Consider the following 11,442-nt stretch of genomic DNA (forward strand, 5'->3'; position numbering starts at 1 on the left):
CAGACCGTGCCGGAGATTAGGCGGGCCCGCTCCAACGGAAGAGGGCTGCCCCCCAGCTCAATCCCGCACCGAATCCACTGCTGGCGATGCGGTGGCCGGGTTGGACGCGTCCATCGCGCACGGCTTCATCCAGCATTAGGGGGATGGTGGCTGCCGAGGTGTTGCCGTAGTGGGCCAGGTTGCTGAGGACTTTTTCGGAGGGCACCGAGAAGCGATCCGCCACTGCATCAAGGATGCGTTGGTTGGCCTGATGCAGCAGCAGCCAATCCAGGGAATCTGCGGCGACAGCACCCTGCTCAAGCAGCTTTTCGAGAATCGCTGGCACCTCGCGCACAGCGAATTTGTAGACCTCCTGCCCATTCATCTGAATGGGATCGAAGCCGCCGCACTGATGGCTGGCGTCCCCCACCAGGGGCTGGCGCCGGCTTACCTGGGGGAGCTGGAGAACCTCACCGCGGCTGCCATCGGAACGCAACAGGAATCCATCGAGATCGTCCTGGCCGTTCTCTGAAGCCTCCAGCACCACAGCACCGGCCGCATCACCGAAAAGAACACACGAGCGTCGATCGTCCCAGTTCACCCAGCGGCTGAGTTGATCGGCCCCCACCACGAGGATGCGGCGCATCGCCCCACTGCGCAGGTACTGGGCGGCTGTGACAACGGCGAAGAGGAAGCCGCTGCAAGCAGCGGTGAGATCGAAGGCCGCGGCATTGGTGGCGCCGAGGCGAGCCTGCAGGCGTGGCGCTGAACCGAACAGGTCGTCTGGGGTGGAGGTGGCCAACAGGATCAGATCGATGCTGTCGGCCGACCAACCGGCCATCTCCAGGGCCCGTTCCGCCGCTAGTCCGCTTAGTTCTGCAAGGGATTCGTCGCTGTTGACCACCCGTCGTGCAGCAATCCCGGTGCGACTGCGGATCCATTCATCACTCGTCTCAACCCGCTGGCCAAGCTCAGCGTTGCTGATGGAACGGCTTGGCGTCGCGCTGCCAGACCCTCGGAACAACACCCCCCTGGTTGTGCTGAGCGGCTCGACCAAGGCGGAGGTTGATTGACGTCGCGTCAGTCAATCACAACCCTGTTGCAGCGTGGCGAGATCCTCCATCACCCCATGGCTTGCTGCGGAGTGGGCAATGCGCAGGGCACTGACCACTGAGAGGGCCTTGCTGCTGCCGTGGCCGATCACGGAAATGCCGTTAACGCCAAGCAACAGAGCACCACCGTGCTCGGCATGGTCGAGCCGCTTCTTGATGCGTTTCAGGTTGCTGCGCAGAAACGCTGATCCCACCTTGCCGCGGCGCCCTCGGGGCAACTCCGCCCGCAGCACCCCCAGCAGAACACTGCCGACGGACTCCAGGAACTTCAGCAGCACATTGCCGGTGAATCCATCGCAGACCACCACATCGAACTCGCCCGACAGCACATCACGGCCTTCGCAGTTGCCGGCGAAGTGGAGCCTGGATTCGTCCCGCAGCAATTCGTGGGTCTTCAGGGAGAGCTCGTTCCCCTTGCACTCCTCCTCGCCAATGTTCAGCAGCCCGATGCGTGGGCGTTTCACCTGCAGTACATCCCGGCTGTAGATGTTCCCCAGCAGGGCGAACTGGTGCAAATAAGTGGGTTTGCAGTCCATGTTGGCGCCCACATCGAGCACCAACACCGGTTGGCCTGGATCCTTGGTGGGGAATAGGGCACCGATGGCGGGTCGGTCGATGCCCTTCAGCCGTCCCAGCCGAAAAATCGCCGATGCCATCACCGCACCTGAATTGCCGGCGGAGTACACCGCCAGGGCCTCGCCTCTCTTCACGAGGTCCATGGCCACATTGATGCTGGCGTCCCGTTTGCGCCGCACCGCCGTGGCCTCGTCATCCATGCCGATGGAGGGGCCACTGGCCACCAGGTCCAGGTGTCCTGCTGCACGCGCACTCTCCAAGGCTTCGCGCAGGCCAAGGCTGTTGGCGGCGGCCATCACCCGTTCGATTTCCCCCACGAAGCGGATCTTCAGAGGCAGCCGGTCAATGGCGTCCAGGCATCCCTCCAGGATGGGCCCCGGTGCGTGGTCACCGCCCATGCCATCGACGGCCACCCAGAGACGCTCTGCATCGTTGATCTCATCGGTATCGGTTCCCCCCTGCAGCCAGCGCAGGGGATCGAACACAAGCGGTTGGAGCACGCTGCTGGCCACCGTGCCGGCTCCGGAGACAACGGTTCCCGCCACGTTGCCCGCCATCGAACCCGCTGCCGTTGCGGAGCTGGCAGCGCCATCGACGATGGTTGTGACGGCGGCGTTGCGCCGATACCAAATCACCAGGCGACGGATCGCCCGAGGACGGTTGGTCTTTTGCCGCGGCTGAGGGGCCGGGGTGGGATCAGGAACCTTCGGAGGCAACGGAATCGACGATGCGCTGGAACAGGTAGCCGGTGCCCCGAGCCGTGAGGATCAACTCGGGATTGGCAGGATCATCCTCCAATTTGGAGCGAAGGCGAGAGATATGAACATCCACCACCCGGGTGTCTACGTGGCGCTCTGGGGTGTAACCCCAAACTTCCTTGAGGATCTCGCCGCGGTTGAACGGTTCACCAGAACGGCTCACCAGCAGTTCCAACAGGCTGAATTCCATCCCCGTTAGGCGGATGCGTTCATCGCCTCGGAACACCTGGCGTTTGTTGGTGTCGATGCGCAGGTCGCTCACCTGGATGACGCCGGAGTTGGGAATGCCCGCCACCTGCTCCTTCTCGACCCGGCGCAGCACGCAGCGGATGCGGGCTTCCAGCTCCTTCGGGCTAAAGGGCTTCACCACATAGTCATCGGCGCCGAGCTCAAGCCCGGTGATCCGGTCGGCCACGTCGCCGAGTGCCGTCAACATCACGATGGGAACGTCGGATTCCTTGCGCAACTCCTGGCAGACGCCATAGCCGTCCAGCTTTGGCATCATCACGTCCAGCACCACCAGGTCGGGCATGCAGGTGGGGAACAATTCCAGAGCCTCGGTTCCGTCGCAGGCAGTCACGACGTTGTACCCGATCATGGATAAACGGGTTTCCAGGATCCTTCGGATCGATGCCTCATCGTCGACCACGAGGATCGTTTCCTTGGTGGGAGCCGTGGCCGTCATGGGCACCGAGGCGTTAGTCACTTCTCGCCACAAATAAAAGGGCAGCCCCCTGATTCGTTCATTCAACGGCAACTTTCTTCACAGTTCGCAGTGCCCAAATCCACCGCTGTTTTCATTTGTCAGGTCTGTGGAGCCCGTGCCCGACAGTTTTTTGGACGTTGCCCGGAGTGCGGCAGCTGGAATTCGTTGGTCGAGCAATCCCAGCCTGCCGACGATGGCCGCCGCCGCCGCAGTGCCCCTGATCTGGAGGTGGCCGCTGCCCCGCGACGGTCCACGGCCATGGCCTCGCTGGAGGATCAGCCGCTGCAGCGTCTGGCGACCGGGTCGGCAGAATTTGACCGCGTCCTGGGTGGTGGTCTGGTTCCCGGTTCGCTGGTGCTCGTTGGAGGCGATCCGGGCATCGGCAAGAGCACATTGCTCCTGCAGAGCGCCTCAGCGATGGCGGCCGGTGCATCAGTGCTCTATGTGAGTGCTGAGGAATCAGCTCAGCAGGTGAAGCTGCGCTGGCAGCGGCTTGCCGGGGGGGCATCGGAGCTGCAGTTGCTGGCCGAAACTGATCTGGAACTGGTGCTGGAGGAGCTGGAGGCACTGCGCCCTGCTGTGGCGATCATCGACAGCATTCAGGCGTTGCATGACGCCAACCTCACCAGTGCTCCGGGGTCGGTCGGTCAGGTGCGTGAATGTGCGGCTGCCCTGCAACGGCTGGCCAAACGTCAGAACATTTCTCTGCTTTTGGTGGGCCACGTCACCAAGGAAGGCATGTTGGCCGGCCCGAAGGTGTTGGAACACCTCGTGGATGCGGTGCTCACCTTTGAGGGGGACCGCTTCGCCAGTCATCGCCTATTGCGGGCCGTCAAGAACCGATTCGGTGCCACCCATGAGTTGGGCTTGTTTGAGATGCAAAGCGGTGGCCTGGCCGAGGTGGGCAACCCCAGTGAGCTGTTCCTCAGTGATGCTCGCGCCTCCGGTGTTGCCACGATCGTGGCCTGTGAGGGCACGCGTTCATTGGTGGTGGATCTGCAGGCCTTGGTGAACGTCACCAGCTATGCCAGTCCGCGCCGCACGGCCACAGGGATCGGCACCAACCGTCTGCACCAGATCCTTGCGGTGCTGGAGAAGCACATGGGACTGCCGCTCTCCCGTTTCGACTGCTATCTCGCCGTTGCCGGTGGCCTTGAGGTGGAGGAACCGGCGGCGGATTTGGGAGTTGCTGCAGCGGTGGTGGCCAGCTTCAGAGATCTCACCCTGCCTGCGGGCACGGTGTTGATCGGCGAGCTCGGTTTGGGTGGGCAGTTGCGCCCTGTGGGTCAGCTGGAGCTTCGGCTCCAGGAAGCGGCCCGGCTGGGGTTCCAGCGTGCCGTCGTTCCCCGCGGCAGTGGCCTGGGCGATCTCGCCTCGGGTTTGGATCTGGCTCTTCTGGAGGCCGATAACGTCACCGAGGCCTTGGTGCTGGCGCTGGGTGATGCTGTGCAGCCCGATCCGGCCTAATTCAGAAGTAGACGTCGACGTTGCTGCGGCCTGTTGACTTCAACCAGTTCTCGATATCGAGATAACCGCCGGGATTGAGGCGCACGGCCTGGGTCCAGACGTCGGCGGCCTGGTCAAACCAGCGATCCGCTTCGTCCTGTTCACCGCCTTCCTCGGCGATGCGGCCCCGCTTCTCGTAGATCAGCCCCATGTTCTTCAGGCAGGAGGGCTGGTTCGGGTTTTCCTCGAGAGCCTGGCGGTAAGTCTCGATGGCCCGCTCCTCCTCGCCGTTGGACATGTAGATGATGGCCATGTTCTTGAGGGTTTCACTCCGGTCTGTGGAGTTCTCCTCAAGCTTCAGGGCCTCCTCATAGTTCTCCAGCGCCTCGGCGTAATCACCATCGTTCTGGGCGGAGAGGCCATCGCGGTAATAGACGTAGGCCTCCTTGGATCGGGCATTGATCGGCAACAGCTTGACGATCAGGTCCGCCATCACCGTGAAGCTCTTGTCAATGAAGTTGTCGTTTCGGTTGCTGCGGGGCACGGCGCTCCGGCGGACGGACCCCCATCCTGACGGGAGCGGAGCCCGACCTAGCCTGCTCGTAAAGATCCCTGTTGCGTAAACAGCTGTGAGACCTGCGGTTCAGACCGTCGTCCTGGATGTGGAAGGGATGAAATGCGGCGGTTGCGTCCGCGCTGTGGAAACCACCCTGTTGGATCAGCCCGGTGTGCAGCGCGCCGATGTGAATCTGGTCAGCCGTTCGGCCTGGCTCGATCTCAGCGCCGGTGAGAGTGATGTAGGTGGTGTTCTGAAAGCCCTTGCAGACAGGGGCTTCCCAGCCAAGGAGCGCGCCTTGGATGACCCCATCGGTGCTGCTGCTGGGCAAGCGCTGCCGGGTTGGTGGCAGCAATGGCGACAGCTGATGGTGGCCCTGGTGCTGCTGTTGCTGTCGGTGCTGGGGCATCTCAGCGAGGCAGGTCACCTCTCGCTTCCCCTGATTGGCAGCCTGCCTTTTCACGCCACGCTCGCAACGGTGGCTCTGCTGGGACCGGGCCGTCCGATCCTGATGGGTGGTGTTGCGGCTGCTCGAGCAGGGGCCCCCAGCATGGATTCCCTCGTGGGTCTGGGGGTGAGCAGTGCCTATGTGGCCAGCCTGGTGGCCTTGGTCTGGCCCCAGGTGGGTTGGCCCTGCTTTTTCAATGAACCGGTGATGTTGCTGGGGTTTGTCCTGCTGGGACGTTTCCTGGAGGAACGGGCCCGTTTTCGGACTGGTCAGGCCCTGCAGCAATTGGCCCAGCTCCAGCCGGACACCGCGCGTCTCCTGTTGACCGACGGGGCGATTCGTGAGGTGCGCGTCGGCGCTCTCAGGCCCGGCGAAACCGTGCAGTTGCTGGCCGGTGACCGCGTTCCGGTGGATGGGGTGGTACTCGAGGGGGCCTCGGCCGTTGATGTGTCCAGCCTTACCGGTGAGCCCTTGCCCTTGCAGGCGGAGCCCGGCACGGAGTTGTCCTCCGGCAGTCTCAATTTGGAGGCAACCTTGGTGATGACGGTCACCCGGGTCGGTGCCGAAACCGCCCTGGCCCGGATCATTCGTCTGGTGGAGCAGGCCCAGGCCCGTCGGGCCCCCATCCAAGGCCTGGCCGATCGGGTGGCAGGCCGCTTCTGCTATGGCGTTATCGGCTTGGCCCTCGCCACATTTTTGTTTTGGTGGTTGTTCGGTGCTGATCACTGGCCTGAGGTCCTGCAGGCTTCAGCACCTGGGATGCCCATGCCCCATGGGATGGACCATGGCCATGGCATGCATCACGTCGGCTTGGGCAGTGGAGCCAGCACCCCGATGGGTCTGGCCCTGCAATTGTCGATCGCGGTGCTGGTGGTCGCCTGCCCCTGTGCCCTCGGTCTGGCGACCCCCACCGTGATTACGGTGGCCACCGGCCTGGCGGCACGGCGCGGCTGGCTGTTCCGTGGTGGTGATGTGATCGAAACCGCCGCCGGTTTGGAGCATGTGGTCTTCGACAAGACCGGCACCCTCACCTTGGGTCGCCCCCTGGTGACCGATGTGTACGGGGATGACCCGGGTCAGTTGTTGCAGCTTGCGGCCAGCCTGGAGCAAAGCAGCCGACATCCCTTGGCCTACGCCCTTTTGCAGGAGGCCCAGGGCCGGGAGCTCGCTCTGCTGGAGTGCGAGAACGTTCGCACCGTGTCTGGTCAGGGTCTGGAGGGCCATGTGGACGGTGCATCGGCTCGGGTGCGTGTGGGCAAGCCCGACTGGTTGGTGGAGCAGGGTGTTGCCATCGCCCCCGCAGCCGAGGACTGGCTTGCCGCCGCTGAAGGCTCGGTGGTGGCGGTGGCAGTGGGAGATGTCCTGGTGGGCCTGGTTCAGATCGAGGATCAGATGCGCCCGGATGTTGCTCCAGCCCTGCAACGCTTGCGCTCTCACGGGCTGGCGCTTTCGGTGTTCAGCGGTGATCGGCAGGCTGCCGTTCAGCGTCTTGGTCAGCAGCTGGGCTTTGCTGCCCAGGATCTGGGCTGGCAGATGCTGCCGGAGCAGAAGCTGCAGCGCCTCGAGCAGCTGCGGCAGGAGGAGCGGGTGGCGATGGTGGGTGACGGCATCAACGATGCGCCGGCCCTGGCCGCGGCTGATCTTGGGATTGCCATTGGCACCGGAACCCAGATCGCTCAAGACTCTGCTGGTCTGGTGTTGCTCGGCGATCGGCTCGACAATCTGCCTGAAGCCCTCAGCCTGGCGCGCCGCACCCTGGTGAAGGTGCGGCAGAACCTGTTCTGGGCCTTCGGTTACAACCTCATCGTTCTTCCGGTGGCCGCAGGTGCCCTGCTCCCTAGCCATGGGGTGCTGCTGTCGCCCCCGCTGGCGGCGCTGCTGATGGCCATGAGTTCGATCACTGTGGTGCTCAATGCCCTGGCTCTTCGCTTGCCATGACAGGTCGCTTCATTGTTCTGGAGGGCATCGATGGCTGCGGCAAGACCACGCAGATCCAGCATCTGGTCGAGTGGTTGCCCAACAGCGGTCTGATGCCTAAGGGCGCTGCCCTGCTCTGCACCCGTGAGCCGGGAGGCACTCCCCTGGGGCGCTCGATCCGTGAACTCCTGCTGCACACGGGAGACCAGGAGGCACCAGCTCCCACCGCTGAACTGCTGCTGTATGCCGCCGATCGGGCTCAGCATGTTGAAACGTTGATCCGTCCTGCTCTGGAGCGTGGTGATTGGGTGATCAGCGATCGTTTCGCGGGATCGACCCTCGCCTATCAAGGCTATGGCCGTGGTTTGGATCGGGACTTGATTCAGCGTCTCGAACAGATCGCCACCACGGGGCTGCAGCCCGATCTCACCCTCTGGCTGCGCCTTTCCGTTCAAGAAAGCTTGCAGCGCCGTCTCGGGGACAAGGAGGACCGAATCGAAGCTGAGGGAGCCGCATTCCTGGAGCGGGTTGCGCAGGGTTTTGCCCAGTTGGCTCAGCAGCGTTCCTGGTGTGCCGTCGCTGCAGATCAGTCAGCCAGTGATGTTCGTGCTGCTCTCGAACGTCAGCTTCAGGAGCATCTGGCTTGAGCGCGCTGTTTGAGGATCTGATCGGCCAGTCCCTCGCCGTTGATCTGCTTTCGGCAGCCCTGGCCCAGGAACGCGTGGCCCCGGCCTACCTCTTTGCCGGCCCTGAAGGGGTGGGACGCCAGTTGGCGGCGGTGCGTTTTCTGGAGGGACTGCTGGCCGATGGTCAGCCCTCGGCCCGGGAACGCCGACGCCTGCTGGAGCGCAATCACCCCGACCTGCTTTGGGTCGAACCCACCTATCAGCATCAGGGCCGTTTGCTGACCCGCGCCGAAGCCGAGGAAGCGGGGCTCAGCCGCCGCACTCCGCCCCAGTTGCGGTTGGAGCAGATCCGCGACATCGGCCGCTGTCTGGCCCGGCAGCCGGTGGAGGCGAAGCGCGGCATGGTCGTGATTGAGGCCGCCGAGGCGATGGCGGAAGCGGCGGCCAATGCCCTGCTGAAAACGCTGGAGGAACCTGGCCATGGGGTGCTCATTTTGTTGACCTCAGCCCCTGAGCGGCTGCTCAGCACGATTCGCTCCCGGTGTCAGTTGATCCGTTTCCTGAGGCTCAACCCCGAGGCCATGGCTCAGGTGCTCGAGCGCACCGGTTCCACTGCTCAGGATGCCCCCGAACTTCTGGCCCTGGCCGCTGGGTCTCCAGGCGCTCTGATCGACCATCGACGCAGTTTGGCTGGTCTGCCTGAAGGGTTGGTTCGGCGCTTTGATTCGCTTCCCGCCACTCCGATGGAGGCTCTGGCGTTGGCACGCGATCTCTGCGAAGCCCTCGACGGTGAGCAGCAGCTGTGGTTGATCGGCTGGTGGCAGCACCGGCTCTGGCGCTCCGGTCGTTCCGCCGCCATGCTCAAGCGCTTGGACACGCTGCGCGGCCAGCTTCTTTCGTTCGTTCAGCCTCGATTGGCCTGGGAGGTTGCGCTGCTCGACCTCACGCCATCCTTCTCACAGGCCACCTGAAGTGGTGATCAGGCGGATGCCCGGTCACCTTGTTGCTTGCGTTCCTCGCGGGCCATGGCCACCACGTCCTCAAGGCCATCCATCTGGGCACTGGTGGGCAGCTCGAGGCAATAGCCCGCTCCATACACCGTTTTGATGAACCGTGGCTTGCGCGGATCGGGTTCCAGCTTGGTGCGCAGGTGCCTGACGTGTACGCGAATGGTCTCAATGTCGTCGTCGGGCTCGTAGCCCCACACCTCTTTGAGGATCAATGAGGGGGCGACGGTCTGACCGTGACGCTGCAGAAGGCAATGGAGCAGTTCGAATTCCAGGTGCGTGAGCCGCACGGGTTGATCGAACCAGATGGCTTCAAAGCGCTCGGGCACAAGGGTGAGCGGCCCGTAGCTGAGGATTTCGTTGTGGTTAGTCGATCCAACGGGCGCTCTGTCACTGCGACGCAACAGGGCCTTGACTCTCACCTGAAGCTCCTCCAGGTCGAAGGGTTTGGTCAGGTAATCGTCGGCACCGGAATTGAAACCGCTCACCTTGTCTTTGGTGCCGCCGAGAGCTGTGAGCATCAGGATGGGAATCCCAGCGGTGCGGTCATCCCGCCGTAGGCGCTGACACAGGGTGAGGCCGTCCACTTTGGGCAGCATCAGATCGAGCAGGATCAGATCCGGGGTGTATTGGAGCGCAAGGGCCTGACCTTTGATGCCATCGTCTGCCCGCTGCACATCGAAGCCGCTGTGCTCCAAATGGCCGCTGACCAGGTCGCGCATGTCCTGGTCATCTTCGATTAGCAGGATGCAAGGCTTCATCAGTTCGGCGGCAATTCGGCTTGAGAAATAAAGAGCGCTTGTCTGTAGGGATTAACGCTGAACGGATTCTCTCAAGCTTTTCAACTGTCTGCAGATTTCCGATAAGGAGCCCATCGTGGGCTTGGTTGCCGTAGATCTCTTGTCCTGCAAGCGATCTGGAGCTTTTTCCAGTTGTCTTTCGCCGGTGGCTGTTTAGGAAGTCTTCCGCTTCGGGCAACCCCCCGTCATGAAATTTCTTTTTTCGTCAATAAAAAAGCCACAGCATCAGCTGTGGCTTTAAAGCTCCCCGGGCGGGATTCGAACCTGCGACCAATCGATTAACAGTCGACCGCTCTACCGCTGAGCTACCGAGGAATGAGACCAAGAGACCTTACCTCTCGAATGTGCCGCCCTGCAAGCGCCTTTGCAGTTCTGTTCCCAGGGTCCATGGTCCAATCCGACCCTCTTTCATGCGGGCGGCGCCATCGGCGAATGCCAATTCCTCGAGCCTGTGGGTGATCCACAGCGCCGTGATTGGTTTGACGGGGTCTTTGCAAAGCCGTTGAACGGTGGTCAGCACCGTGGTTTGGCTGGTGGGATCGAGCAGGGCGGTCGGTTCATCGAGCAGCAATAGCCCGGCGTCACTCGCGAGGGCTCCGGCAATGGCCAGGCGTTGTTTCTGGCCGCCGCTGAGGCTGTGAATCGGTCGGTTCTCCAGGCGGGCGAGGCCGAACTGGCCCAGCAGGTCGCGCACGGTGCTCTGGCGTTGCTGCTGTGGCTCTTCAGGGGCCATGCCCAGCATCAGATCGCTGCCGCAACTGGGGAGCAACAGCTGATGGTCTGGGTTTTGAAACACCAGGGCCGTTTTGGTGCGGCAGGCGATGCGTCCGCTTTGGGGTTCTAGAAGTCCGGAAATCAAGCGGAACAGAGTGCTTTTACCGCTTCCATTGCTGCCCACCAGCATCCATAGGCCTGGGCCAGGGATGACCAAGTTGCATCGATTCAGGACCTGTTGGCCGTTCGGCCAGCGGTGGCTGACGTCCTCAACACTCAGTTCGGCGGTCGAGGTGTCAGGAATCAAAGGAGAAGCCGGGACGCTTGCTGCCACCCGCCGCCGAAGTCTTTTCATAAAGCTGAACGGCGAGAACCTCACTGACCAGCAGAGTCACTTTCTTGCCTTCCATTTTCTCGCAGGTGAGTTCCAGCAGCCGCGGTTGACCGTTCTCGAGCGCCTGGCGGATCTGCTGATACAGCGCATCGGCATCTGCATGCTCTTTGCGCTGAACAGACACCGGGACAGGACTCATGCGCAGGGCCAGTTCGATGACGTACACAGCGTTGGAAAGAATCGATGCGTCATCTTCGCGGAGGGACCGGCATCCCGTCGGTCCAAAAATGCGCATTTCTACTCATCCCCTCGAAATGGGTGCGGGGAGCCGCCCCATTTCGGTGATCAGCCCCTAGGCTCGGCTGTGTAACGGATCATGAAGCACTTCTCATGACGATCGCTGTAGGACGCGCGCCACAGCGGGGATGGTTTGACGTCCTCGATGACTGGCTCAAGCGCGACC

Annotated in this window: 11 protein-coding genes and 1 tRNA gene; 4 read left to right on the top strand and 8 right to left on the bottom strand. The window is 62.7% G+C overall.

The window, feature by feature from the left end; all coding sequences use genetic code 11:
• Positions 1–16: 16 nt before the first annotated feature.
• The 3 genes from Q3Y53_RS03205 to rpaB are packed head-to-tail and all read right to left on the bottom strand — an operon-like array spanning position 17 to position 3,110.
• Positions 17–1,036 carry a beta-ketoacyl-ACP synthase III gene (locus Q3Y53_RS03205; RefSeq protein ID WP_303532706.1) on the bottom strand — a complete coding sequence of 340 codons (1,020 nt, stop codon included), beginning with the start codon at positions 1,034–1,036 and terminating at the stop codon, positions 17–19.
• Positions 1,037–1,063: 27 nt separating this feature from the next.
• Positions 1,064–2,383: a phosphate acyltransferase PlsX gene (plsX, locus tag Q3Y53_RS03210; protein ID WP_226424467.1), complete on the bottom strand. Its 1,320-nt coding sequence runs from the start codon at positions 2,381–2,383 to the stop codon at positions 1,064–1,066.
• On the bottom strand, positions 2,364–3,110 hold the full coding sequence (rpaB, locus tag Q3Y53_RS03215; RefSeq protein WP_226401136.1) for a response regulator transcription factor RpaB: 747 nt from the start codon (positions 3,108–3,110) through the stop codon (positions 2,364–2,366). The genes plsX and rpaB overlap by 20 nt, the downstream gene beginning before the upstream one ends.
• 90 nt (positions 3,111–3,200) lie before the next feature.
• Here rpaB and radA point away from each other — a divergent pair, with 90 nt between their 5' ends.
• Positions 3,201–4,598, top strand: coding sequence for a DNA repair protein RadA (radA, locus tag Q3Y53_RS03220; protein ID WP_303532710.1), 1,398 nt, complete (start codon positions 3,201–3,203; stop codon positions 4,596–4,598).
• A 1-nt stretch (position 4,599) separates the two neighbouring features.
• Here the strand turns inward: radA and Q3Y53_RS03225 are convergent, their stop codons facing one another.
• Positions 4,600–5,121 (bottom strand): photosystem I assembly protein Ycf3, encoded by a 522-nt coding sequence (locus tag Q3Y53_RS03225; RefSeq protein WP_226424466.1) that lies wholly within the window; start codon positions 5,119–5,121, stop codon positions 4,600–4,602.
• A gap of 85 nt (positions 5,122–5,206) precedes the next feature.
• Between Q3Y53_RS03225 and Q3Y53_RS03230 the strand changes: the two genes are divergently transcribed.
• From Q3Y53_RS03230 to holB, 3 genes are read left to right on the top strand one after another with little or no spacing between them, the layout of a single operon-like run.
• The gene (locus Q3Y53_RS03230) at positions 5,207–7,519 is read left to right on the top strand and encodes a cation-translocating P-type ATPase (protein ID WP_303532712.1); all 2,313 of its coding nucleotides are present in this window, start codon (positions 5,207–5,209) and stop codon (positions 7,517–7,519) included.
• On the top strand, positions 7,516–8,145 hold the full coding sequence (gene tmk / locus Q3Y53_RS03235) for a dTMP kinase (RefSeq protein WP_226424464.1): 630 nt from the start codon (positions 7,516–7,518) through the stop codon (positions 8,143–8,145). The genes Q3Y53_RS03230 and tmk overlap by 4 nt, the downstream gene beginning before the upstream one ends.
• Positions 8,142–9,095, top strand: coding sequence for a DNA polymerase III subunit delta' (holB, locus tag Q3Y53_RS03240; protein ID WP_303532714.1), 954 nt, complete (start codon positions 8,142–8,144; stop codon positions 9,093–9,095). Before tmk ends, holB begins: the two co-directional genes overlap by 4 nt.
• A gap of 8 nt (positions 9,096–9,103) precedes the next feature.
• Here holB and Q3Y53_RS03245 read toward each other — a convergent pair whose 3' ends face one another.
• From Q3Y53_RS03245 to Q3Y53_RS03260, 4 genes are all read right to left on the bottom strand, one after another.
• The gene (locus Q3Y53_RS03245; RefSeq protein ID WP_226424462.1) at positions 9,104–9,892 is read right to left on the bottom strand and encodes a response regulator transcription factor; all 789 of its coding nucleotides are present in this window, start codon (positions 9,890–9,892) and stop codon (positions 9,104–9,106) included.
• 282 nt (positions 9,893–10,174) lie between these two features.
• Positions 10,175–10,246: transfer RNA gene (locus tag Q3Y53_RS03250), tRNA-Asn, on the bottom strand.
• A 16-nt stretch (positions 10,247–10,262) separates the two neighbouring features.
• A complete protein-coding gene (locus Q3Y53_RS03255) occupies positions 10,263–10,952 on the bottom strand; it encodes an ABC transporter ATP-binding protein (protein ID WP_303532787.1) in 690 nt (229 codons plus the stop codon).
• Entirely contained in the window at positions 10,942–11,205 is a 264-nt protein-coding gene (locus tag Q3Y53_RS03260) for a hypothetical protein (RefSeq protein ID WP_226425005.1), read from the bottom strand. The genes Q3Y53_RS03255 and Q3Y53_RS03260 overlap by 11 nt, the downstream gene beginning before the upstream one ends.
• Positions 11,206–11,442 lie beyond the last annotated feature (237 nt).

The organism is Synechococcus sp. YX-04-1, assembly GCF_030546365.1.
Classification (GTDB): Bacteria; Cyanobacteriota; Cyanobacteriia; order PCC-6307; family Cyanobiaceae; genus Parasynechococcus.

What these genes read in the sequence shown, in the direction of transcription:
- rpaB (WP_226401136.1), bottom strand. Translation starts at nt 3,110, where the DNA reads ATGACGGCCACGGCTCCCACCAAGGAAACGATCCTCGTGGTCGACGAT.
- tmk (WP_226424464.1), top strand. Translation starts at nt 7,516, where the DNA reads ATGACAGGTCGCTTCATTGTTCTGGAGGGCATCGATGGCTGCGGCAAG.
- Q3Y53_RS03245 (WP_226424462.1), bottom strand. Translation starts at nt 9,892, where the DNA reads ATGAAGCCTTGCATCCTGCTAATCGAAGATGACCAGGACATGCGCGAC.